This is a genomic window from Caballeronia sp. ATUFL_F1_KS39 (assembly GCF_023630985.1).
Taxonomy (GTDB): Bacteria; Pseudomonadota; Gammaproteobacteria; order Burkholderiales; family Burkholderiaceae; genus Caballeronia; species Caballeronia zhejiangensis.
Genome location: NZ_JALQDZ010000005.1, coordinates 321,289 through 345,346, shown reverse-complemented (window position 1 = coordinate 345,346; position 24,058 = coordinate 321,289). Strand labels below are relative to the sequence as shown.

General features: G+C 62.7%; 20 protein-coding genes, 1 tRNA gene and 1 pseudogene. 14 read left to right on the top strand and 8 right to left on the bottom strand.

All coding sequences use genetic code 11. The annotated features are described in order from the left end of the window. Nucleotides 1–10 precede the first annotated feature (10 nt). A pseudogene (locus tag NCR93_RS06335) lies at nucleotides 11–1,228 on the bottom strand (type VI secretion system Vgr family protein); the annotation flags it as partial. 411 nt (nucleotides 1,229–1,639) lie between these two features. Between NCR93_RS06335 and tssC the strand changes: the two are divergent. The 4 genes from tssC (at nucleotide 1,640) to tssE (ending at nucleotide 5,569) form a co-directional block, all read left to right on the top strand. Beyond that, nucleotides 1,640–3,028 (top strand): type VI secretion system contractile sheath large subunit, encoded by a 1,389-nt coding sequence (gene tssC, locus NCR93_RS06330; RefSeq protein WP_175980008.1) that lies wholly within the window; start codon nucleotides 1,640–1,642, stop codon nucleotides 3,026–3,028. A gap of 64 nt (nucleotides 3,029–3,092) precedes the next feature. Continuing rightward, nucleotides 3,093–4,439, top strand: a complete 1,347-nt coding sequence (gene tssK, locus NCR93_RS06325) for a type VI secretion system baseplate subunit TssK (protein ID WP_175980007.1) — start codon at nucleotides 3,093–3,095, stop codon at nucleotides 4,437–4,439. 5 nt (nucleotides 4,440–4,444) lie between these two features. Then, the gene (locus tag NCR93_RS06320) at nucleotides 4,445–5,104 is read left to right on the top strand and encodes a DotU/TssL family secretion system protein (protein WP_175980006.1); all 660 of its coding nucleotides are present in this window, start codon (nucleotides 4,445–4,447) and stop codon (nucleotides 5,102–5,104) included. Nucleotides 5,105–5,140: 36 nt separating this feature from the next. Beyond that, entirely contained in the window at nucleotides 5,141–5,569 is a 429-nt protein-coding gene (tssE, locus tag NCR93_RS06315) for a type VI secretion system baseplate subunit TssE (protein ID WP_175980124.1), read from the top strand. Nucleotides 5,570–5,840: 271 nt separating this feature from the next. On the opposite strand, the gene NCR93_RS06310 is transcribed toward tssE, so the two are convergent. Further along, nucleotides 5,841–5,917: transfer RNA gene (locus NCR93_RS06310), tRNA-Met, on the bottom strand. Between the two features lie 147 nt (nucleotides 5,918–6,064). Here NCR93_RS06310 and NCR93_RS06305 point away from each other — a divergent pair. From NCR93_RS06305 to NCR93_RS06295, 3 genes are all read left to right on the top strand, one after another. Next, complete coding sequence (locus NCR93_RS06305) at nucleotides 6,065–6,445, top strand: DUF2946 domain-containing protein (RefSeq protein WP_034473600.1); 381 nt, start codon at nucleotides 6,065–6,067, stop codon at nucleotides 6,443–6,445. Nucleotides 6,446–6,516: 71 nt separating this feature from the next. Continuing rightward, nucleotides 6,517–6,879 (top strand): copper resistance CopC family protein, encoded by a 363-nt coding sequence (locus NCR93_RS06300; protein ID WP_008349969.1) that lies wholly within the window; start codon nucleotides 6,517–6,519, stop codon nucleotides 6,877–6,879. Nucleotides 6,880–6,886: 7 nt separating this feature from the next. Beyond that, nucleotides 6,887–7,318 carry a copper chaperone PCu(A)C gene (locus tag NCR93_RS06295; protein WP_008349971.1) on the top strand — a complete coding sequence of 144 codons (432 nt, stop codon included), beginning with the start codon at nucleotides 6,887–6,889 and terminating at the stop codon, nucleotides 7,316–7,318. Between the two features lie 60 nt (nucleotides 7,319–7,378). On the opposite strand, the gene NCR93_RS06290 is transcribed toward NCR93_RS06295, so the two are convergent. Continuing rightward, entirely contained in the window at nucleotides 7,379–9,928 is a 2,550-nt protein-coding gene (locus NCR93_RS06290) for a penicillin-binding protein 1A (RefSeq protein ID WP_250532188.1), read from the bottom strand. Between the two features lie 495 nt (nucleotides 9,929–10,423). Between NCR93_RS06290 and NCR93_RS06285 the strand changes: the two genes are divergently transcribed. The 3 genes from NCR93_RS06285 to NCR93_RS06275 all read left to right on the top strand — a co-directional run bounded on the left by NCR93_RS06285 (nucleotide 10,424) and on the right by NCR93_RS06275 (nucleotide 13,058). Continuing rightward, on the top strand, nucleotides 10,424–10,831 hold the full coding sequence (locus tag NCR93_RS06285; protein WP_008349975.1) for a plasmid mobilization protein: 408 nt from the start codon (nucleotides 10,424–10,426) through the stop codon (nucleotides 10,829–10,831). Nucleotides 10,832–11,050: 219 nt separating this feature from the next. After that, complete coding sequence (locus tag NCR93_RS06280) at nucleotides 11,051–11,731, top strand: PspA/IM30 family protein (RefSeq protein WP_034473631.1); 681 nt, start codon at nucleotides 11,051–11,053, stop codon at nucleotides 11,729–11,731. Nucleotides 11,732–11,855: 124 nt separating this feature from the next. Then, the gene (locus NCR93_RS06275; RefSeq protein ID WP_034473597.1) at nucleotides 11,856–13,058 is read left to right on the top strand and encodes a tetratricopeptide repeat protein; all 1,203 of its coding nucleotides are present in this window, start codon (nucleotides 11,856–11,858) and stop codon (nucleotides 13,056–13,058) included. Between the two features lie 344 nt (nucleotides 13,059–13,402). On the opposite strand, the gene glgX is transcribed toward NCR93_RS06275, so the two are convergent. After that, the gene (glgX, locus tag NCR93_RS06270) at nucleotides 13,403–15,601 is read right to left on the bottom strand and encodes a glycogen debranching protein GlgX (protein ID WP_175980004.1); all 2,199 of its coding nucleotides are present in this window, start codon (nucleotides 15,599–15,601) and stop codon (nucleotides 13,403–13,405) included. 257 nt (nucleotides 15,602–15,858) lie between these two features. On the opposite strand from glgX, the gene NCR93_RS06265 reads away from it, so the two are divergent. The 4 genes from NCR93_RS06265 (at nucleotide 15,859) to NCR93_RS06250 (ending at nucleotide 19,108) form a co-directional block, all read left to right on the top strand. Beyond that, nucleotides 15,859–17,244, top strand: a complete 1,386-nt coding sequence (locus tag NCR93_RS06265; RefSeq protein ID WP_175980003.1) for a DUF2252 domain-containing protein — start codon at nucleotides 15,859–15,861, stop codon at nucleotides 17,242–17,244. A gap of 164 nt (nucleotides 17,245–17,408) precedes the next feature. Next, nucleotides 17,409–17,852: a large conductance mechanosensitive channel protein MscL gene (gene mscL / locus NCR93_RS06260; protein WP_008349984.1), complete on the top strand. Its 444-nt coding sequence runs from the start codon at nucleotides 17,409–17,411 to the stop codon at nucleotides 17,850–17,852. A 322-nt stretch (nucleotides 17,853–18,174) separates the two neighbouring features. Then, the gene (locus NCR93_RS06255; protein WP_008349986.1) at nucleotides 18,175–18,666 is read left to right on the top strand and encodes a hypothetical protein; all 492 of its coding nucleotides are present in this window, start codon (nucleotides 18,175–18,177) and stop codon (nucleotides 18,664–18,666) included. Nucleotides 18,667–18,901: 235 nt separating this feature from the next. Next, entirely contained in the window at nucleotides 18,902–19,108 is a 207-nt protein-coding gene (locus NCR93_RS06250) for a dodecin (RefSeq protein ID WP_008349988.1), read from the top strand. Between the two features lie 85 nt (nucleotides 19,109–19,193). Here the strand turns inward: NCR93_RS06250 and NCR93_RS06245 are convergent, their stop codons facing one another. From NCR93_RS06245 to NCR93_RS06230, 4 genes are all read right to left on the bottom strand, one after another. Further along, complete coding sequence (locus NCR93_RS06245; RefSeq protein ID WP_008349990.1) at nucleotides 19,194–20,279, bottom strand: BMP family ABC transporter substrate-binding protein; 1,086 nt, start codon at nucleotides 20,277–20,279, stop codon at nucleotides 19,194–19,196. 112 nt (nucleotides 20,280–20,391) lie between these two features. Beyond that, nucleotides 20,392–21,321 carry an ABC transporter permease gene (locus NCR93_RS06240; protein WP_008349992.1) on the bottom strand — a complete coding sequence of 310 codons (930 nt, stop codon included), beginning with the start codon at nucleotides 21,319–21,321 and terminating at the stop codon, nucleotides 20,392–20,394. Between the two features lie 16 nt (nucleotides 21,322–21,337). Continuing rightward, a complete protein-coding gene (locus tag NCR93_RS06235) occupies nucleotides 21,338–22,444 on the bottom strand; it encodes an ABC transporter permease (protein WP_008349994.1) in 1,107 nt (368 codons plus the stop codon). 7 nt (nucleotides 22,445–22,451) lie between these two features. Beyond that, nucleotides 22,452–24,026, bottom strand: coding sequence for an ABC transporter ATP-binding protein (locus tag NCR93_RS06230; RefSeq protein ID WP_008349995.1), 1,575 nt, complete (start codon nucleotides 24,024–24,026; stop codon nucleotides 22,452–22,454). Between the last annotated feature and the right edge of the window lie 32 nt (nucleotides 24,027–24,058).

Below are 24,058 nucleotides of genomic sequence, written 5' to 3'. Positions count from 1 at the left end.
ATAGCTCTGGCTTGTCCGGATCGCCGTCCCGGAAGCCGATTACCACCTCGGTATCGTCCAGCCCGGGAAAGTGAAACCCTGTCTGCAACGCGCCCGCGAACGGCTTGGCGAGACGCAACGGCACACTTTCACCGCCTTTGGGCCACTCGTCGAAATCCACATCGAAACGGACCGTGTAGTAGCCGGCGGCCGTCAAATACGCATATTTGTATTTGTCAGGACTTGTCACGCGACCGCTGAGCGTACCCGCAATCTTCGGCCACTTCGATTCGTCGATCTTCAAACGGAAACGTCGGCTAGCCGGAATCGCCTTGAAGGTATTGCTATACGCCTTGTCTCGCGCACCGCCATGCGTCACTTCGACGACCACTAGGCCGTCTTCCGCATCCGGCAACTCGGCATCCGTACGGAAGACACGTCCGCAGCGAAGCTCCTGCACATTGCTCTGGCCTTCGAATACCACCTGCCAGCAAATCGCTTCTTCGTGATACAACTGCGCCTTGCGCTGGGCTTCCACCTGATCGAGATGCGCCGTGCCGTAGATATAAGGCTTGCCATACGTGGTCGGATCCTGTGGCGCTACGTTCTCCTCCGCCTTGAATCGTTCCCAGGCCTTGTCCGGGTTATAGTCTGCGACGACCATCGCTTGCGGCACGACGTATGTGCGGCACGCCAGTTCGTACACCGACTCAATCGACGCTTCCATACCCGCGTTCTCCCGATACGGGACAACGCGATCGGGATCGTAAATGTAATGATCGATGTCATCCGCAAAGACGATTCGATCGCCGTACTCAGTTTCCTCTACATACAAGTAGATGCCCCACTTCGTCATGAGCATCTGGAGGTACGCCAGGTCATCCTGAGCATACTGAAAGCGGAACAGCGTCTGTGGATACACGCCCCGCAACCGAAAAAGGTACTGGTGCGGTTTGAACTTGTGACGAACCAAGATCGCCTCGAGAATTTGAGGGATCGTCTTGTGCTGATAGATTTTGGTGTCGCGAATGCCCTGCAGGCGCGCGAGATGAGATTTGACAACAATCTCATAGCTCACGAAGTCGTTTGTCGTCTTGATCTTTGAGAATGACGAGATGAACCCAGACCACTTACGCGTGGTACCGTCATCGGCGGTCAGCGAAAAGCTCGCGTCCTGGTTCAGATAGTCGCGACGAGAAATGGCACGGGGGTGGGAGACGAGGACCGTCAAGACCACTGGCTCGCCCATCTTCTCCGAGATATGATGCGCCGTCACTGACAGGAGCGCCGCACTGTCTGCGCTCGGCACTTCAAGGTGCTGCGACTGACGCCCCGTCACCAGGCTCGTGATCCGCTCTGCTGCGTCCAATAAGCTGGACATGGTCATACACTCCTTTCTCTGCAATGCTATCGGTGCTTGCCAGAAAGCAAGCGGTGATCAGTCTTCGCATGGATGCGCCATTGGCATCGGACCATAGCTCATTGGCAATCGATCTGTAAGAGGGAAATGTCTTAGTTATCCGTATTCCTGATCTTTCTCAAAGCGCGATAGCATCTCACGTTCGGACGTGATATACGTTGCCGCCTCATCGAATTAACGGCACGCGGTCTCGCCTCTAGGGCGATTGCTCTCGTTACCGCGCTTAAAGCATATTCAAGCATGTTGGTGCATATTCCGTCCGATTCTCGACACCTCACTTCGCACGCGGTCATTGACGCGTCCGATCGATCTGCCTCCGCGCCGCAGCGATCATCCGAATTGCACATCGACATGGAGATCGCGAGTGTCGATCAACGGCTCGGCGATCAACTCGATGCGATCCTGCATCACCCCGACTTCCAGCGGCTCGAAGCGGCCTGGCGGGGCTTGAAGTTTCTGGTCGACCAAACAGACTTTCGCAAGAATGTGCACATCGAAGTGCTCGACGTCGACAAGGAAACGCTGCGGCGGGATTTCGAAGACGCACCCGACGTCGTTCAGAGCGGCCTGTTCCGACACACCTACACCGAGGAATACGACACACCGGGGGGCCAGCCGATCGCTGCTCTGATCTCAAACTACGCATTCGATCGCAGCCCGCAGGATATGGCGCTGTTGCGCGACATTTCGAAAGTGTCCGCCGCCGCACACATGCCGTTCATCGGCGCGGTGTCGCCTGAATTCTTCGGCAAGGCATCAATGGAAGATGTCGTCGCAATTCGCGACCTGCGCGGCCATTTCGAACGCGCCGAATATTTTCGATGGAACAGTCTGCGCAAGACGGACGATGCGCGTTATCTGGGTCTGACGCTGCCGCGCTTTCTGGCGCGTCTTCCGTACGGTGCTGATACGACACCGGTGCGCTCATTCAACTACACCGAGGCGGTGAACCATTCGAATGGCGCCGGATATCTCTGGGCGAACGCGTCGTTCGCTTTCGCCACCAATCTCGTGCGAAGCTTCGTGCGCAACGGCTGGTGCATCCAGATCCGCGGGCCGCGCGCGGGCGGGATCGTCGAGAACCTGCCCACGCAACTGTACGCGCTCGGCGCCGGCAATCTCGCCAAGATTCGCACCGATGCACTCGTGCCCGAGACGCGTGAGTTCGAGTTCGCTCATATCGGTCTGATCGCGCTGTCGCATTTCCAAAATCACGATGACGCGTGCTTCTACTCCGCGCACTCCGTTCAGAAGCCCGAGGACTTCGACACCAAGGAAGCGAGCGCCAACAGCCGCGTCAATGCCCGCTTGCCTTACATCTTTCTGCTCTCGCGAATCGCGCATCATCTGAAGATGATCCAGCGCGAGAACATCGGTACGACCAAGGACCGGCGGCTGCTGGAGCTCGAGCTCAACACCTGGGTCAAGACGCTCGTCACCGAAATGACCGCGCCTGGCGACGACTTGCAGGCCTCGCACCCGCTGCGCGAGGCGCGCGTGGAGGTGGAAGACATCGAGGACAACCCGGGGTTCTTTCGCATGAAGCTCTTTATCGTGCCGCATTTCCAGATCGAGGGCATGGACATCGGTCTCTCGCTCACTTCGCAGATGCCCAGGGCGAAGAATTGAACCCGTTCAATCCAGCGGAAGTGTGTCGAAACGCGCTCCCGGCGACAACAAGACCTTCAACCTTATGAAAATAACGAGACCCCTATGGGCACAAGGCGTCTTTATGACGCCGCAGCACTTCCAGCAACAAGCGTTGTGGGAGCAGTTCGCGAACGCGCGCATCGCCGAGATGGCGAGCCCCGATCCTTGGGGCGTGATCGACGTGGCAGTCGACAAACAGGCGCTGGGCATCGATCGTGTGCAGTTCACCAAGCTGGTACTGCGCTTGCCCGATGGGACGCTCATCGACAGCGACACGTCCGACTGGCTCCCGGCCGCGCGCAGTCTCGATGAAGTCGGCTCGCAATACGATGCGATAACGGTGCTCGCGGGTGTGGCGCTCGTCGATGCGCAAGGCGGCAACTGCATCGAGCCTGGGGCGAAACCCGCCCGGCCACGCCGGTTCGTGCGGGAGTATCTGCACGTCGCTGATTTGTACGGCGAAGGTAAGGAAGAAATCAGCGTCGAACGCCACGCCGTCTCTTTGCTGTTCGATTTCGAGGCGGGCGGCGATTACGTGACGTGCCCGGTTGCGCGCTTTATCCGCAATGCGCAGGGACGCTTCGAACTCGATGCGGCCTTCGTGCCGCCGTGCCTGTTCTTGTCGGCCCATACGATGTTGACGACACGCATGAAGCGCCTGTCGGAAATCCTCAGCGCGAAGAGCGCGAGCCTGGCGGTGCGCCGGCGCGAACGTTCGGACCAGATCGCCGACTACGCGGTCGCCGACGTCTCGCTCTTCTGGCTGCTGCACAGCGTGAACTCGTCCTGGCCGGAACTCGCGCGGCTGGTGCAGGCACCGAATCAGCATCCGGAGCGGCTCTATGCGCTGCTTTCGCGGCTGGCGGGTTCGCTTCTGACTTTCTCCACGACGGAGACGTTGCAGGCGCTCCCCGCCTACGACCATCGCGCACCGGAGCCCGTGTTCGCGGAGCTGGAGTCGCTCATTCGCAATTTGCTCGATACGGTCATCCCATCGCGCGTGGTGCCGATCGCACTAGAGCGCGTGCGCGGCACGGTCTGGACCGGCCAGATCGAAGACGAGCGGCTCGTCGAGGATGCGGATTACTACCTCTCGGTGCAGGCCGCGCTGCCCGCTCATGCCCTCATCGAGCAGTTCCCGAGACTCTGCAAGGCGGGCGCGCCCGATGAAGTCGAACAGATCGTCAATTCGGCGCTCTCCGGCATTCCGATCAAACCGATGGCGCGTCTGCCCGCGGCGATTCCGGTACGCATCGAGAACCAGTACTTCGCGCTCGATGCATCGCACCCGGCTTTCAAACGCATGATCGATGCGCGCGCGTGTCGGTTCTACGTGCCTGCCTCAATTCCCGATGTTTCGCTCGAACTTTATGCGGTGCTACCGACGTGAACAGCATGACATTGAATGTCGACATCGATCTGCTGCCGGTGGCGCTGCGCGACACGGCGCTCACGGTCGCGGATTTTGCCGACGAAAGCATAGAGAAGTCTGCGGACGATTTGAAAACGACGTGCAAAGCTCAAATCGATGCCCTGACTGCCGAACTCAAAGCACGAGGGTATCCGCAAGACGTGATCGAGGACGCCCGATACGCCCAGTGCGCGCTGCTCGACGAAGCGGCCTTGAACAGTCTAAGAGGCGATGAACGCGAGGACTGGGAACGCCGACCGTTGCAGTTGGAGAAGTTCGAGACCAACGATGCCGGCGAAGAACTCGTGCGGCGAATCCGAGAGCGGCTGCGAGACCCCAGGCCGGTGCTTGCGCTGCTCGCGATCTTCGGCGCGGTGCTGGATCTCGGTTTCACAGGGAGACTCGCGCTCGAAGGCGACGACGCGAAAATTCGCATCCGACGGGCCATCGATGCTCAGCTTCGTGTCGAGCAGAGGCAGCAGAAGGATGATGGCTCCGTCATCGTCAAAGCGCCAATTATGCGTGCGTGGACGCAGCGAATCTCTCCGCTCGCCGGCATCGCAGTCGCTTGCGTAGTGGTCGGGCTGATCTGGTTTGGAATCAATGCGTGGCTGGATGCGTCCGTTGCCCGCATGACGCAATGAAAGGAGCGCAGGCATGAAACACGAGGTCAAACGATGATGCGCGCGGGACCCGGCCTCTTCGAGCGGATCACCGGACACTTCGCGGACGGAACGGCGATCATCGATCACTCGCCCGAAGAGCAGACTTTCTATTCGGTGCGGGACAACATCCAGCGGATTCTCAACAGCCGTCGCAAGGCGCTCGCGCATTTGCCCGGGTATGGGCTCGACGATCTGTCCGAGATATACCGGCACTTGCCGGCTTCCGCGCATAAGTTGAAAACCGAGATCGAGTCGACGTTGCTCGAGTACGAGCCACGCCTGAGGGCGATCGACATCAAGATCAACAAGCCCGAGCCGGGCATGCTATTGAGCTTCACGATGGCGTGTCACCTACGACGCGAGGGGCTTGTGCGCTTCGGCACGGACTTCATGCCGGATGGCAGGACGCGGTTGAGGATGCTTCAGCAGGCCCTCGATGAGTGAGCGTTCGACTGAGGTTCCCCTCGAATCGATGTCGTGGCTTCCGCAAGGAGCGATTCATTTCTGATCGCGCGTCCGAGCGCTGCACGCATCAGGCCTTTAGTTGGCGAACGGGTGGTAGAAGCCGCAGGCCTTTCGCTGATCCTTGATGCGACTCGGGCGCGCACGAGCGCGGTTCTGGCCGCGCGATTGACAAGGCGTATTTGCATTGAAAAGACAGACAACAAAAAACCCGCTCAAAGGCGGGTTTGATGGTGTGACGGCTTGCCGATATTGGTTGCGGGGGTAGGATTTGAACCTACGACCTTCGGGTTATGAGCCCGACGAGCTGCCAGACTGCTCCACCCCGCGTCCGTCGAAGAAAAGATTATATGTCATCGCTTACTTTGCCGCAACACCCTATTCGCTAAAACAATCAATCGATGCGTCCCATCCCTCGCGAAGCGCCTACAAACGCGCATGGCATAATCGCTCGTTCATCATCGTCCATGTATCGGCATGCATCACTTGCGTCGGGGCATCATCGGGAAGATCGGCGGGTTCGCTGCGATATGCGCGATCCTGCTGCTCTCGCTCGCGCCCGTCGCATCGCAAACGCTCGAACATGCGCGCATCGAATCGTTGCTCGCGTCCGTGTGCGCAACCGATGCCCAGTCATCGCGCGACACGCATCCGCAAAAGCATGACACCGTCGATCATCTGCAGGCCTGCGCTTATTGCGATCTCATCGCGCACGCGCCCACGCCGACCGTATCGCCGCATCGCGCGGCCGCCCTTCTCCCGCCGCGCGAAACCTTCGTCGCAAATCATCGCACCGACGCGCCTCGCCGAGCATCGCTCACCGCCGCACAACCGCGCGCCCCGCCCGCCTTCGCCTGATTCGCATCGGCAAACACAGACTTCGTTCATCGCCTGAACCCCCATCGGTTTCGGGCACGCAAGGACACATCATGCTTTCATCATCGTTGATGCGCAGCGCACTCGCGCTCGCGTTCATCGGCTCCGCGCAACTCGCATTCGCGCATGCATTGCCGAAGCTGCAACAACCCGGCCCCGGCGCGACCGTCAGCGCCCCGCACGAAGTTGCGATCGACTTCGGCGAAGCGCTCGAACCGACCTTCAGCAAGCTCATCGTCACCAATGCGCAGGGCACGCAAGTCAACACCGAGAAATCCACAGTCGATGCACGCGACAAAAAGCACATGAGCGTCGCGCTCCCCGATCTCGCGCCGGGCGTCTACAAGGTCCAATGGAGCGCGTTCGCGGCCGACGGGCATCGCACGCAAGGCCACTACAACTTCACCGTCAAGTGAGGACACAATGAAAAAAATCGCTGTACTCGCGAGCGCGCTCGTCTGCGCATCGTTCGCTCAGGCCGCGACGCTCGAGGCCCGCGATTGCTGGGTTCGTGCGATGCCGCCGAACCTGCCGTCATCGGGCTACTTCACCGTCGCCAACAACGGCGACAAACCCGCGACCCTCACGGCCGCGGAAACGCCCGCGTTCGGCATGACGATGATGCACAAGTCGGAAAGCAAGAACGGCACGGCGACGATGTCGGCCGTCGATTCCGTCGATGTCCCCGCGCACGGCACCTTGAACTTCGCGCCGAAGGGCTATCACCTGATGCTCGAAGAGCCCGGCAAGCCGCTCAAGGTCGGCTCGACGATTCCGCTCACGCTATCGTTCGCGGACAAGTCGACGCTCAAGGTGAACTGTGACGTGAAGTCGGCAGCGACGGTCGGCCACTGAGTTTCGCGCCCCCCAAAGAAAAGCGCGCCGGATTGTGAAGTCCGGCGCGTTTTTTTATCGCTAGTGCTTGCTGAACAGATCCATGATCTGCTTGCGCTCGTCGGTCGTAACCTGCGGCGCGGGCGGCGCCTGCATGCCCGCCGGACCCACGCCGCCCATCGTGGTGGCATCGCCCGCCATCGGATTGGCGTTATCCAGCCCGATGCTCGCGACGAATCCCGCGCCCGGCGTCCGGTCGGCGTAAAAGAGTTCGCCATCGACCGTGGTGATGCCGTCCGGCCGCTCCATCTGCTCCTGCGGAATGCCACGCAGCGCGCGTCCCATGTACTCGACCCAGATCGGCAACGCGAGCTGCGCGCCGAACTCGCGGCTGCCGAGCGTCTTCGGCTGGTCGTAGCCCATCCACGCGACCGCGACGAGCTGCTTCTGATAGCCCGCGAACCAGCCATCCTTTGCGTCGTTGGTCGTGCCGGTCTTGCCTTGCAGATCGTTGCGCTTCAACACGTTGGTGCCCGAGCCCGTGCCCTGCGTCGCGACGGTATGCAGCAGGCTGTTCATGATGTACGCGTTGCGCGGCTCGAGCGTCTGCGGCGCGTTGCTCCCCGCGATCAGCGGATTGGCGCGCGAGATCACGGTGCCGCGCGCATCGGCGACCTCGGCGATCAGATACGGATTAATGCGATAGCCGCCGTTCGCGAACACCGAGTACGCACCGCTCAACTGCAACGGCGTGACGAGACCCGCGCCGAGCGCGAGCGGCAGATAAGGCGGCGTCTTGTCCTTGTCGAAGCCGAACTTCTGCGTGACGAAGTCCTGCGCGTAGCCCGTGCCGATATACGAGAGGATGCGGATCGACACGAGGTTCTTCGACTTCTGCAGGCCGACGCGCATCGACATCGGGCCGTCGGGCTGGTCATCGTCCTTCGGCTCCCACGCATCGCCGCCGCCCGCCGCGGGAAAATACAGCGGCGCGTCGTTGATGATGGTCGCCGGTCCGAGACCCTTGTCGAGCGCCGCCGAATAGATGAACGGCTTGAAGCTTGAACCCGGCTGACGCCATGCCTGCGTAACGTGATTGAACTTGTTCTTGTTGAAGTCGAAGCCGCCGACGAGCGCGCGGATCGCGCCGTCCTGCGGCGTCATCGAAACCAGTGCGCCTTCGACCTGCGGCAACTGCGTGATCTGCCAGTTGCCCTTGCCGTCCTTCGTGAGACGCACGATCGAGCCCGGCTTGATCGCGAGCGCCTTCGATGCGTTGTTGCGCAGCGCGGCCGCCACGAAGCGCAGGCCGTCGCCCGCGATCGTCGCAGTATCGCCGCCGACGAACTGTGCGCTCACCTGCTTCGGGCTCGCGGCCGTGACCACCGCCGCGACGAGCTCGCCGTTGTCCGGATGATCGACGAGCGCGTCTTCGATCGCCTCGGCGCGGTCATCCGCGTTCGACGGCAGATTGACATTGCCCTCCGGCCCGCGATAGCCATGCCGGCGCTCATAGTCCATCACGCCCTTGCGCACGGCTTTATACGCGGCGTCCTGATCGGCGGAATCGATGGTCGTCGTCACCGTGAGGCCGCGCGTGTAGGTCTCTTCCTTGTATTGGGCGTACATCATCTGCCGGACCATTTCCGCGACGTATTCCGCATGCACGCCGTATTCGGTGCCCGAGGACTTCGTGTGAATTTCCTCGGCGCTCGCCTGAGCGAACTGTTCGCGCGTGATGAAGTTCAGATCGAGCATGCGCTTCAGGATGTACTGCTGACGCACCTTCGCGCGCTTCGGATTGACGACCGGGTTATACGCCGACGGCGCTTTCGGCAGGCCCGCGAGCATCGCCGCTTCGGCAAGCGTGATGTCCTTCAGGTCCTTGCCGAAATACACGCGCGCAGCAGCCGAAAAACCGTACGCGCGCTCGCCCAGATAGATCTGGTTCATGTACAGCTCGAGAATCTGATCCTTCGTGAGCGCGCTCTCGATCTTGTACGCGAGCAGCATCTCGTAGATCTTGCGCGTATAGGTTTTCTCGCTCGACAGGAAGAAGTTGCGCGCGACCTGCATCGTGATCGTGCTCGCGCCTTGCGATGCGCCGCCGTGCATCAGATCGGTCACGCCCGCGCGCAGGATGCCGACGAAGTCGACGCCGCCGTGATCGTAGAAGCGGTAATCCTCGATTGCGAGCACCGCCTTCTTCATCTGATCGGGAATGTTCTGAAAGCGCACGAGGCTGCGGCGCTCCTCGCCGAACTCGCCGATCAGCACGTGATCGGCCGTATAGACGCGCAGCGGCACCTTCGGACGATAGTCGATGAGCGCATTGAGCGACGGCAGATTCGGCCCCATGACGACGAGCGCATAACCGACGATGAGCGCGCCGATCACCACGCCGATGGCCGCGAGTCCCGCGAACCAGAGCGCGATGCGTGCGAGCGGAGAGCGGCCCCGGCCGCCGCGGTCATTGCGATCGTTGCGGCCATTGCGGCCGCCACCGCCGTTGCGCCCGCCGCCGTCGCGGCCGCCCGAGTCATTGCGTGAGTCGTTGCGTGAGTCGTTCCAGCGGGGTTCGCGATCGTAGCGCGAGGAATTCGATGAGTCGGGTCGTTTGATGATAGGCATGACTGGGTTCGTTCGGCGCGCCATGAAGCGCGCCCGCTGCCGCGCTGCGATGCGCCGAAAAACGACGCGACTGCCAAGACGGGACGAGCGAATGTGCAGGCCGGATCCGGCCGGAGGTAACAGCGCATTTTAAAGAATTCGCGCGGGCCACCACAAAATGCGCAGGATTTTTTTGTAAGTAAATTGCCGCGAGCCCGCCAGATGCGCGCCAATGTTGTGTTACCCACAGAAAGTGTTGAGAGCCTTGTGGACAACCGTATGAGAAAATGCACAAGTCGTTGATCGCGCGCCGTTTTTGCGCAACGCTCATCGCGTGTGATGCGAGGCCATTCACACGCACGGCCGCGCGCAAACCGATATGATGGATGAATGGATCGCGGGTTCCCGAAACGGCTCTCGCGAGCCTGCAATAACGATGTCGTGCAGTTTGATGAACCGAAGCCGCGGTCGTCCCCTTAGTCCGGTTACGATCGCCTTACTGTTTGTGAGCCGCCCATGACGACCAAACCCAGCGAACGCATCGTTGTTTTCGTGACTCCCGCGCAGAAGCTGGCCATCAGCAATACAGCGGACTCCCTCGGCATCAGCGTGAGCGAGCTCATGCGGCGCGCCGTGCTGAACTTCAACGCGACGAGCGAGCAGATCAAGGTCGCGGGCATCGTCGATCGGCTGCGCGCGCCCAAAGCGCCCGATGCGCTCAACGCCGCGCTGAAGAGCGTCGCTGCGAAAGCCGCCGCACGCGAAGCCCGCGATGCCGCCGCAAGCGCGACCAAACGCGCAGCGCAGGCGCGCACGCTTGCGCAGGCGCATCCCGAGCCCCCCGCATCCGAAGACGCACTCGAGCATGACGCCGATGAGGGCGACGACGCCTCGCTGACCGACGACACGCACACCGAGCGCTAGCCACCGGCGCCCTGCCTGCCTTTTCCGGCAAGGCGCGCCGTTACACTCCTTAACCTTCCGTTAAGTCCCGGTTAAGCCGCGGCATGATCTAATGAGCGGGTAAACCCGGCGTGCACGCGAAGCTCGCGTGCGCTTGCAATCCCGCGCATTGCGCCTCACATTCGAGCCGCGCGGCGCGTGGATCGAGTGAACGCCGCCGTCTTCCTCCAGGAGAAATACATGTCGCTTTTCGATTCCATCACGCGCACGGTCAAAGGCCTCTTGAACGACGCCGCCGACACCATGCAGGACCCTTCGCGCGACGCTCGCCAGATCGTGCGCGAACTCGACGACAGCATCGCGAAGGCGGAAAACTCGCTCATCGAGATCGAAGCGCAGGTCGCGACGCAGCAAAGCAAGCGCGACGCCGCCGCCGACAAGGCGAAGAAGTACGAAGACGGCGCGAAGCGCGCGCTGCAGTCCGGCGATGAAAGCCTCGCGCGCGAAGCCCTCGCGGCGCAGGCGAACGCCGAAACCGAACGCGACGCGCTCGCCGCGGAACTGCAGACGCTAGTGCCTTCGGTCGATCATCTGAAGCAGCAGATCACGGACATGCGTCAGCGCCGCAACGATCTGAACGCGCGCTCGAACATCCTTCAGGCGAAGCAGCAGATCGCGCAGGCGAAGGACACCGCGGCGACGGCGCTGGGCGGCATTGGCGGAAAGAATCTTTCGGAGGACTTTCAGAAGCTCGAAGACAAGGTTCAGCTCGCCAACGCCCGCTCGGATGCGCGCCTGAATTCGGCGGACCAGAAGTCCGGCAAGGCGCTCGACGACAAGCTCGCCGCGCTCAATCGCGGGCCTTCCGTCGAAGACCGTCTCGAAGCGCTGAAGAAGCAGTTGAATCCGCCGGCGCAATAAGTGCTGGCGAGTGCATGCGTGGCGAGCCGCCGGGCAAGCCACGCGTCGCACGAATATGCGTTACCTTGAGCAGTACACGATTGCATCGACAGGAGACGGACGTTCATCGCGTCCGGCCCGCATCATGAAAAAGTTCTTGACGGCTCTGGCGTTGTCGCTGTCGCTCGCATCCCCGCTCGCGTTCGCGTTGCCGACCGCGCAGCAGGTCGAGCAGTCGATGACGCAGGGCAACTGGCAAAAGGCCGACTCGCAACTGAGCGAAGTGCTTGAGGCGCATCCGAAGAACGCGCACGCGCATTATCTCTACGCGCAGGTTCTCGACCGCGAAGGCCGTTACAGCGACGCCCTTTCGCATCTGCAACAAGCGAAATCGCTCGATCCCGCATTGAGCTTCACCGATCCGTCGCGCTTCGCGGCCACGCAGGCCCGCATTCAGGCCGATGCGACGCGCGCGAGCATCTCGCCGCGATCGGACAACGGCGCGACTACGTCGAGCGCACAGAATCCCTTCAATCAGCAACAAGCCGCGCCCGCGCCGCAGACGCACGGCATCGGCATGGGCGCGTGGATCGGTTTGGCGATCCTGATCGCGGCGATCGCGCTCGTGCTGCGCTGGGGCTTGCGCCGTGCGCGCTCACGCGACGACGGTCAGGCCGAGAACGATCGCCGTTCGCAGATCAAGCGCGCAACCGAACTGCTCAACGAAGTGCGCACGCTGAAACTAGACGTGCGGCTCTCCACCGCGCCGGGCCATGAAGCGCTGCTGAAGGACGTCGAAGGCGCGGAAACGCAGTTGCGCGAGATGGTCGAATCGCTGTCGAACTCGAAGAATCCGGTACCGCCGTATGCGATCGAAGATCTGGAGAATCAGGTTGCAAGCCTGAAGGCGCGCGCCGAAGGCCGGCCCGATCCGAACGCGAACAACTATGCGCAAGCCGGCGCACCGAACGGCTCGCCATATGCGCAGGAAGCCGAGCGTTTCGGACGCGGCCAGCCGCAGTATCCGCAGCAAGGGCCGTATCCGCCGCAGCAAGGGCAGCAGCCGCCCGTCATCATCCAGCAAGGCGGCGGTGGGTTCGGCGGCGGCATGGGCGGATTGCTTACCGGCGTGCTGCTGGGCGAGGCGCTCTCGCATGGGCGCGATCGCGTGATCGAGCGCGAAGTCCCCGTCGATCGTCCGCCGCAGAACGATAACGGCGGTCTCGACTTCGGCAACGACAACGGCGGCGGCCTCGATTTCGGCAACGGCTCCAACGACTGGAACGATGGCGGCGGGGGCGGAAACCTCGACCTCGGCAGCAACGACGACAGCTGGCGCGATTCCTGATCTGCTCGCGTACGAAAAACAAGGGCTCCGTTTCGCGGAGCCCTTTTCGTTTCGTCGTGAAGATCAGCGCATCAACCGCCGCCGAGAAAGCGCAGCAGGCCCCAGAGAAACTTGAAGAAGCCGACGATGAATTCCCAGATGCGCTCGAGCTGATCCCAGCTCGCGACGCGCAGGATGGCATGCAGGATCATGCCGTCGGCGCCACGCGGCCTTGAAGAGGCGCGCGTTCATGCGTGAAAGATACGGCCATCGTGGAAAAAAGAAGGCGGCTCCCGCCGCCTTCTGTCGCTATCGCAAAAACCAGATGATAACCGCTCGCGCGCCGGACCCCGCCGACACGAGCCTCAACTCGGCTCGCCTTCAGGCGGGACTTCGTCCGTCAGCGCTTCTTCCAGCCGCTTGAAAATGCGCTTGGTCGCGCCGCGCGGCTGAAGCGCAAACAAGAGCAGCGAGCGGCCCGTCACCTGATACACATCGTCCGCGCCGAACTCCGGCAATTCCTCGCGAATCGGCGCGTTGGTGTCGATGAGACAGATCCACTCGTCGGGGCCCGGAATGTCGGGCAGCGTGAAATCGACCACGTCGTGATACGCGTTGACGATGAGCAGCAGCGTCGCATCCGATGCCGGCTTGCGGATGCCCGTCGCCTGCGCGCGCCCGTCCATCACCACGCCGAAGCAGCGCATGTTCGGATCGTCCCATTGCTCCTGCGTGAGTTCGTCGCCGGTCGTGCCGAGCCACCGGACGTCGGCGACCTGCAGGTCCTCGTTGTATTCGCCGGTCAGAAAGCGCTGGCGCCTGAGCACCGGCAGCGTGTGACGCAGCGTCGTCAGCTTACGCACGAATTCGGTGAGCGCGCGGCCATCGTCGTCGATGTCCCAGTTCACCCAGCTGATGTCGTTGTCCTGGCAATACGCGTTGTTGTTGCCCTTCTGCGTGCGGCCGAATTCGTCGCCGGCGAGCAGCATCGGCGTGCCTTGCGAAAACAGCAGCGTCGCGAGCATGTTGCGCTTCTGGCGCTCGCGCAGCGCGCGGATCTCGGGGTCGTCGGTCGGACCTTCGACGCCGCAGTTCCACGATTTGTTGTCCGAATGGCCGTCCTTGTTGTCCTCGCCGTTCGCCTCGTTGTGCTTCTCGTTGTACGAGACGAGATCGTTCAGCGTGAAGCCGTCGTGCGCGGTGATGAAGTTCACGCTCGCCCACGGACGGCGCCCGCGCTTGTTGAACTTGTCGCCCGATGCGGTGATGCGCTTGCCGAGCTCAGGCGACACGCCTTCGTCGCCCTTCCAGAATTCGCGCACAGTGTCCCGGTAACGATCGTTCCATTCCGCCCAGCCCGGCGGAAAGCCGCCCACCTGATAGCCGCCCGGACCGCAATCCCACGGTTCCGCGATGAGCTTCACGCTCGAGAGAATCGGGTCTTGCCGGCAACTGTCGAGGAAGCCGCCGCCCTCGTCGAAGCCGTAGGGCTCGCGGCCGAGAATCGTCGCGAGATCGAAGCGAAAGCCATCGACGTTCATCTCCGTCACCCAGTAGCGCAGGCTGTCGGTGACCATCTGCAGGACGCGCGGATGCGACAGGTTGAGCGTATTGCCGGTGCCGGTATCGTTGATGTAATAGCGCGATTCCTCGGGCATCAGCCGGTAGTACGACGCATTGTCGATGCCGCGAAACGACAGCGTCGGCCCGCGTTCGTTGCCTTCGGCGGTGTGGTTGTACACGACGTCGAGGATCACTTCGAGGCCGGCCTCGTGCAGCCGGTCGACCATTTCCTTGAACTCGGCGACGACGCCCGGCCCGCGCGCGAAGTAGCGCGGATCGGCGGCGAAGAAGCCGATCGTGTTGTAACCCCAGTAATTCGTGAGGCCCTTGTCGAGCAGATAACTGTCGTTGACGAACGCGTGGATCGGCAAAAGCTCGACCGACGTCACGCCCAGGCTCTTGATGTAATCGACCACTTCCTTCTGTCCGAGCCCCTCGAAAGTGCCGCGCATGTGCTCCGGAATCGCCGGATGCAGCTTCGTGTAGCCGCGCACGTGCGTCTCGTAGAAGATCGTGTGCTCCCACGGCACGCGCACGCGCGTCGCATGCGTCCACGAGAAGTCCTGATCGACGACCTGGCACTTCTGCATGAAGGGCGCGCTGTCGCGTTCGTCGAAGGTGAGATCGTCGCCTTCGGCGTTGAGCGTATAGCCGAACACGGCCGGGTCCCACTTCAGTTCGCCGACGTGCGCCTTCGCGTACGGATCGAGCAGCAGCTTGTTGGGATTGAAGCGATGTCCGGCTTCGGGCTCGTACGGTCCATGCACGCGATAGCCATAGACCGCGCCGGGTTGCAGGCCGTGAACGTAGACGTGCCAGACTTCATCGGTGTATTCGGGCAGTTCGATGCGCTGCGTTTCCTTTTCGCCCTTCTCATCGAAGAGACACAGCTCGACTTTGGTCGCGTTCGCGGAAAACAGCGCGAAATTCACGCCCTGTCCGTCCCAGGTTGCGCCGAGCGGAAACGGGGAGCCTTCGGCAATGCGGATTTCGTTGGGCATGAGATGATGTGTTCGAAAGATTGACGCGAAGTGCGTCGGGATCGTGCGTTGGCATTGCGCGGCTTCAAGCCGATCGTAAAGAGCATATCCCGTGCCCGTGGCCCGGCCCGGCGTGCAGCTTGCTTCATGCGGTTCGCGCCATCGAGACGCACCCGCGTCATGCGCTGCGCGTGTAAAACCTTCCCGCCGGGAGCGCCGAATGCTCTGCGTTCGACGAACGCTCGACACGCCCTTTTATCGCCGAAGGAGAACGCGCCTTGTCCACCCGCCCCGGTTCCGCTTCGACGAATACACCCATCAACGGCGCGGCCGAGCAAAGCCGCGCCATGGGCCGTTCACTGCGCGACGCGGTTCCGTTCGACGCGCACGGCGCCTGGTCGCCCGAGCCGGACCGGCCCGATCCCGTGGAACGCGTGCTCGCGGGCAACGCGGGCCGGCAGGAGCGGCTCATTCCGCTGCGGATGCAACGCATGGCCGAGTCGCCGTTCGCGTTCCTGCGCGGCTCCGCGACGGTGATGGCGTGGGATCTGGCGAAGTCGCCTTCGATCGGCCACAACGTCATCATCGACGGCGACGCGCACGTCAATAATTTCGGCCTTTTTCGCACGCCGCGCCAGGACGTCGTGTTCGATCTGAACGATTTCGACGAAACGCTCGTCGGCCCGTGGGAATGGGACTTGAAGCGTCTGACCGCGAGCATCAACGTCGCGGCGCGCGAAAATGGCGTCGATGCCGCCGGGCGCGAAAGCGCGGTGCGTTCGGCGTGCGCCGCGTATCGCACGACGATGGCCGGACTCTGGCAAGTAAGCCCCTACGATCTCTGGCAGATGCGCTCCTACGCGAGCGCGCTGCACATGGACGCGCCCACGAAGCTCGATTCCGACGAGAAGGCGACCATAGAGAAAACCGTTGAACGCGCGATGAAGCGCTCGCACGCGACGATGCTCGCGAAAGTCGCGGAGCCCGTCGGCAAAAGCTATCGCTTCAAGGCCGATCCGCCGATCCTGACCGCGCTCGACGCCGCCGAGAAAAATCATGTGATCGATGGCCTGAAGGCTTATCTGGAAACGCTGGCCGGCGAATGGCGCATGATGCTCGAACGCTACGACGTCGTGGATGTCGCGCATCGCGTCGTCGGCGTGGGCAGCGTCGGCACGCGCGCGTATCTCGTGCTGATGCTCGGCCGCGCGCTCGGCGATCCGCTCTTCATTCAGGTGAAGGAAGGCATCGTGCCGGCCGCCGCGCCGTTCGTGCCGCCGCTCCCGGAGCCGTATCGCCATCAGGGACGGCGGGTCGTGCACGGTCAGCGTCTGATGCAGAGTTCATCGGATGCGCTGCTCGGCTGGACGACCATTTCCGGCCGCGACTTCTACGTGCGCCAGATGAAGCAGATCCGCGGCTCGATTCCCGTCGACTGGCTGCACGGCGCGACCTTCGACTTTTACGCGTGGTGCCTCGGCCTCCTGCTCGCCCGCGCCCACGCGCGCACCGGCGATGCCGCGCTCATCGCCGGGTATTGCGGCAACTCCGACCGGCTCGACGCCGCCTACGCGATGTGGGCCGAGCGCTATGGCGCGCAGACGGTCGCGGATCACGCGGCTTTTTGCGCGGCGATCAGCGTGGGGCGCGTGCCGTCGGCCTGAGCGAATTCCGGCGCCCCGCGCGAGCCGCAATCGAATTGACTATCATTGTCGGTGCCCGCAACGAAACGCGCCGCGCCCGGCGTTTCGCGCGGGTTCCAACGGCATAGCCCTTGCTGCCGCCTTGGCCCGCACAACCGTCTAACGCACACTGGAGGAAGCCGCGCATGAGCATGATCGAAGAATTCAAGAACTTCGCCCTGAAGGGCAACGTCATGGACCTCGCGGTCGGCGTCATCATCGGCGGCGCATTCTCGACGATCGTCAATTCCGTCGTCAAAGATCTGATCATGCCGGTGGTCGGCCTCGCCACCGGCGGCCTGGACTTTTCGAACCTGTTCGTCCGGCTCGGGCCGATACCGCCAACGTTCAAAGGCAATCCCGATTCGTACAAGGACTTGCAGACCGCGGGCGTCGCCGTATTCGGCTATGGCTCGTTCATCACCACGCTGATCAACTTCATCATTCTCGCGTTCATCATCTTTCTGATGGTCAAGTTCATCAACAATCTGCGCAAGCCGGCCGAAGCCGCGCCGCCGCCCGCGACGCCCGAAGACGTGCTGCTGCTGCGCGAGATTCGCGACGAACTCAAGAACGCACCGCGCGTCTAGCCGGGCAAACCCGCTCGCATCGCAGCGGAACCCGCACGGCGCGGGCGGGTCTGCCTGATTGGCCACCCTATCCCCTTGGTGCGCCCACCCGCTTTTTTCTTCATGAAAGCTGTTCGCGTGGGGTGCAGCAGGACTATTATTGAGATAGATGCTCTGAGGGAAGCCAAGCGGGCCGCCAAACGGTCGTCGGCACGAATCGTGCGCCAGGAAGGAGCAGCGGCTCTTGCCGTTGCTAAAAACGAATGGCCCGATTCACCGTGACCTAATCACATCGATGCGCTATAAAAGATCGACGTGCGGCGCGCAAGACGGGAGTGGCCGCATGAGGACGCTGCGTTTCTTGCAATTCTTTTTCAGGCGAGTTTTTATGTCCTTCCCGAAAAAGCGTAAGCGCGTGAAGGCTGATGGCGACGAGTCTTTTCTCGCCGTGCTTCGGCATTTCAAGCCATTTGGTCAGCTAGACACCAAGATCGCCAGGGCTCGCGCCCAGGATGAACCGGTGCTGTACGCACATGTGTTGCCGGGACTCGATGTCCTTCTGTGCAGCGTGCGAGGCGCCCAGCCGCCCTACCCGGCGATCGACGAGCTGCACAGGCGTTGTGTCGAATCCATCACCAACGCGCTCGAACAGCCGCTCGACGGACTCGAGAACGGCGGTTACTGGTACGAGGGGAACGGTTTCGGTTTCCTTGTATTCGCGAGCCGCGCCCGCGCCCAGATCCTGAGCGAATTCGGCGCGACGGTTTCGGCGCGCAGGCGTCGCGGCACGCGCCGTCAGGACGCAGGCGACGCCGCTTCGCGACCGCTGCGCTGATCCTGCGCGGACCTCCCTGGTTTCTGCCGATGCACGCGGGCCTCGCTGACGAGGCTCGTGCGCCGAGCGCGCTTCGCGCAAACCCCGACTACTCCCGCACGCGTTCCTGTCCTTTAATGGAAGCCACGCGCGAAAGCGTGATGGCGCGTGCCTTGCTGCATCGGTATTCGAAGCATCTTGCGACGCCACGCGTCGCATCGCTCTGACCGATCCACCACACTACAAGGAGAACACCATGTCGGAACACGTCTACAAGCAGATCGAACTGACCGGCTCGTCGCCGCAATCGAGCGATGACGCCGTGCGCGTCGCGCTCGAGAAGGCGTCGAAAACGCTGCGCAACATGCACTGGTTCGAAGTGGTGGAAACGCGCGGGCACATCGAGGACGGCAAGATCCTGCACTGGCAGGTGACGATCAAGGTGGGACTGCGTATCGATTGATGCGCGTGGCTCATCGCATGAAAAAACCGCGCTTCGTTTTGCAACGAAGCGCGGTTTTACATTGCGGCGAGCGAACGATGCGCGCTTACTTCGGCAGCGAGCCGTCCACGCCTTCGACGTACCAGTTGATGCGCTGCAGTTCCGGGTCGGTCAGCGTCTTGCCGGCCGGCACCTTCTCCGCGCCCGACTGATCCTTGATCGGACCGCTGAACACATCCCACTTGCCTGCGTGCAACTCGTCACGCTTCGCGGAGATCGCCTGCACTGCCTTCGCGGGAATCGCGCCGGTATTCAGGTCTTCGAGATCCACGGCCTTCTGCGGAATGCCGAGCCATACCGGATCGTTCTTCCACTTGCCGTCGATCACCTTCTGGATCACGTCGTTGTAATACACGCCCCAATGCGCGACGACCGAGCCCAGATGCGCGCTCGGGCCGAACTTCTTCATGTTCGAATCCCAGCCGAACGCGAAGACTTTCTTCTCGGCGGCGGTGTTGAGCGTCGCGTTCGAATCGGTGTTCTGCAGCAGGACGTCGGCACCCTGGCCGATCAGCGTTTCGGCTGCCTGCTTTTCCTTGCCCGGATCGAACCAGCTATTGATCCAGATGACCTTCGTGTGGACCTTCGGGTTCACGGAGCGCGCGCCCATTGTGTACGCGTTGATGTTGCGCACCACTTCCGGGATCGGCACCGACGCGACGAAGCCGAGCGTGTTCGTCTTCGTCACGTAGCCCGCGGCGACGCCCGCGAGATACGCGCCCTGATACATGCGCACGTCATACGTGCCGAAGTTCTTCGCCTTCTTGAAGCCGGTGGCCGTCAGGAAAATGGTGTCCGGAAAATCCTTCGCGACCTTCAGCGCGAAATCCTGATAGCCGAAGCTCGTCGCGAAGATGACCTTGTTGCCCTTGTTCGCGAGATCGCGGAACACGCGTTCCGAGTCCGCCGATTCCGGCACGTTCTCGACGCGCGTGATCTTGATCTTGCTGCCGTACTTCGCTTCGGCCTCCTTGCTGCCGGCGTCGTGCGCGAAGGTCCAGCCTGCATCGCCCGGATTGCCGAGATAGACGAACGCGACGCCCGGCGCATCCGCCGCCTGCGCGCTCAAGGCCGCGACGGTGGCGGACAGTGCGACCGTAGCGGTGATCGCCTTCAGCCATGGTTTATTCATTGTGATTCTCCTGGTCGATGTTGTGTGTCAAACGAATTGCTTTGGCCCGCATCAGTGTGGTCGGTCAAAAATGAGAACGGAACCGCGATGCTGCGCGCGAACAACAGCGGCATCAACTCGCCGCGAAGAACGGCTTGCCGAGCGATGCGGGCGCGTTGAGCCTGATCGTGTTCGGGTTACGCGAGATGAGCACGAGCACGACGATCGTCGCGATATACGGCAGCATCGCGAGAAATTGCGTCGGCACCGGGACGCCGATCGCCTGCGCGTAGAACTGCAGCGCCATCACCGCGCCGAACAGCAACGCGCCGATGAGCAGCCGGCCCGGGCGCCACGTCGCGAACACGACGAGCGCGAGCGCGATCCAGCCGCGCCCCGACGTCAGTTGCTCCTGCCAGACGTGCAGATAGACGATCGAGTAATAGCCGCCCGCGATGCCGGCCATCGCGCCGCCGAAGAGCGTCGCGCCGTAGCGCACGCCGACGACCGGAAAGCCGACCGAATGCGCGACCGCCGGCGATTCGCCGACCGAGCGCAGCACGAGCCCCGCCCGCGTCTTGTAGAGGAACCAGCCGATCACCGCGAACATGATGAACGCGAGATAGCCGAGCGGCGTGAGCGAGAAGATCGCCGGGCCGAGCACCGGAATGCTCGACAGCCCGGGAATCGGCATCACGTCGATGGTCGAGCGCACCGCCGCCGACGTATAGGGCTTGCCGACATACGCCGAAAAGCCGATGCCGAAGATGGTCAGCGAGAGGCCCGTCGCGACCTGATTCGCGAGCATCGTGATGGTGAGAAAGCCGAAGAGCAGCGCCATCGCGAGCCCGGCGAACACCGACGCGACGATGCCGAGCCACGGGCTGCCCGTGATCGCGGTGACGGCGTAGCCGGTGACGGCGCCCATCAGCATCATGCCTTCGACGCCGAGATTCAGTACGCCGGATTTTTCCGCGACGAGTTCGCCCGCGCCCGCGTACATCAGCGGGATGGCGGCGATCACGGCGCTCGAAGCGAGATTGCTGGCTTGATTGATGTCCATGTTTTTCTCGACCTCGTTAAGCGGCGTGATGTGCAGGCGTCCTGCGCTTGATGCGGAAATTCACGAACAGATCGCAACCGAGCAGGCAGAACAGCAGCAAGCCCTGAAACACGCCCGCGAGCGCTTGCGGCAATTGCAGCGACGTCTGCACCGCTTCGCCGCCGAGATAAAGCAGCGCCATCAGCAGACTGGCGAGCACGATGCCGACCGGATGCAGACGCCCCACGAACACGACGATGATCGCCGTGAAGCCGTAGCCCGGCGACCAGCCCGCCTGAAGCTGGCCGATCGGACCGGCCACTTCGCCCATGCCCGCGAGACCCGCGAGGCCGCCGGAAAGCAGGAGCGAGGTCCAGATCGTCTTCTTGTCGGAGAACCCGGCGTAGCGCGCGGCGAGCGGCGCGAGACCGCCGACGTTCATCCGGAAGCCCGCGAAGCTCTTGCGCATGAAGAGCCACACGCAGGGAATCGCGATCGCCGTCAGAAACACCGACGCGTTGATGCGCGTGCCCTTCAGCCATGTCCAGTGCCAGTCGCCGTAGAGACGCGGGAAGAGCGCGTCGTCGCCGAACATCGCCGAGATCGGGAAGTTCATGCCTTCCGGATCGCGCCACGGACCGCTCACGAGATAGATGAGCAACTGCGTCGCGACGTAGGTGAGCATCAGGCTCGTCAGGATTTCGTTCGTGTTGAAGCGGCTCTTGAGCAGCGCGGGAATGCCCGCCCACACCATTCCGCCGACGATGCCGCCCACCATCATCAGCGGCAGCGTCCACCAGCCGGAAGCATCGCCGACATGGACCGCGATGCCGCCCGCGACGATGCCGCCGAGCAGCATCTGCCCTTCCGCGCCGATGTTCCACACGTTCGCGCGATAGCCGACCGCGAGCCCGAGCCCGATCAGGCACAGCGGCGACGCCTTGAGCACGAGCTCCGACCAGCCGTTGATGCTGGAGAGCGGCTCGATGAAGAACGCATGCATCGCGCGCAGCGGATCCTGTCCGACGAGGCTGAAAATCAGAAAGCCGATGACGAGCGTCGCCACGGCGGCGACCACCGGCACCGCGAGCTGCATGACGCGCGAGGGCGCCGGACGCGCTTCGAGTCGATAAGGGAAGATCATCGTTCTTTTAGTGCTTCTGAAGAGAGTCGGATTCGACGGCGGGCGCGGGCTTGCCTTCGAAGAGGCCGGCCATGAAGAGGCCGATCTCCTCCGCATTGGTTTCGCTCGTCTTGCGCACCGGCGAGAGCTTGCCGCGCGCGATGACGGCGAGCCGGTCGCAGATATCGAAGAGTTCTTCCAGTTCTTCCGAAATCACGAGAATCGCGACGCCGCGCGCGGACAGATCGAGCAGTTGCTGGCGGATGAAACCCGCCGCGCCGACATCGACGCCCCAAGTCGGCTGCGCGACTACGAGCACTTTCGGCTCCTGAAGAATCTCGCGTCCGACGATGAATTTCTGCAAGTTGCCGCCGGAGAGACTTTGCGCGAGCGCATCGCTGCCGCCGCAACGCACGTCGAACGACTTGATGCAGCGTTCCGCGAATGCCTTGACCGTGCCCGCCTTGATCCAGCCGCCGCGCACCATGTTTTCGCGATGCGCGGTGAGCAGGCCGTTATCGGCGAGCGACATCGCCGGGACCGCGCCGCGGCCGAGCCGCTCCTCCGGCACGAACGCGAAGCCGAGCCGCCGGCGGCCGCCCGCGGTGAGACGCGCGGCGGGCTTGCCGCAGATCGACACGGCATCGGCGGCGACGTGTTTATCGCGGATTTCGCCCGATAGCGCCGCGAGCAACTCCGCCTGTCCGTTCCCCGACACGCCCGCGATCCCGAAAATCTCGCCCGCGTGCACCCCGAACGAGACGTTGTCGAGCGACGTGCCGAACGGGTCCGGACTCGCGACCGACAGATTTTTCACCGCAAGGCGCACGTCGCCGGGATTGTGTTCGCGGCGCGTGTAGTCGGGCAGCGAATGGCCCACCATCAGTTGCGCGAGCGACGCATGCGTCTCCTTGCGCGGATCGACGTTGCCGGTCACGCGACCGCCGCGCATCACGGTGGCGTTTTCGCACAGCGACTGGATTTCGTCGAGCTTGTGACTGATATAGAGAATGCTGCAGCCCTCGGACGCGAGGCGGCGCAGCACCTTGAAAAGCTTCTGCACGGCTTGCGGCGTAAGGACGGACGTCGGCTCGTCCATGATGAGCAGCCGCGGATTCTGCAGGAGGCATCGCACGATCTCGACGCGCTGCCGTTCGCCGACGGTCAGGCTGTGGACGTGGCGCTGCGGATCGACATCGAGGCCATAGTCCTTAGACACATCGCGGATGCGCTTGCCGAGCGCCTTCATGTCGAACTTTTCGTCGAGCGCGAGCGCGATGTTTTCGGCGACGGTCAGCGTCTCGAACAGCGAAAAGTGCTGAAAGACCATGCCGATGCCGAGTTTGCGCGCGGCGGCCGGGCTGCCGATCTCGACCGCCTCGCCCTGCCAGCGGATCTCGCCTTCATCCGGGCGCACCGCGCCGTAGATGATTTTCATCAGCGTGGATTTGCCCGCGCCGTTCTCGCCGAGCACGGCGTGGATTTCGCCCGGCATGACGACGAGATTCACGCCGTCGTTCGCCTTGACCGACGGATACTGCTTGCTGATACCGGACAACGCCAGGCGCGGTGGCGTCGTCGACGTGGAGATGGCGTCGCCCATTGAGATCCAGAGATGCGCCCGGCCACCGAGCA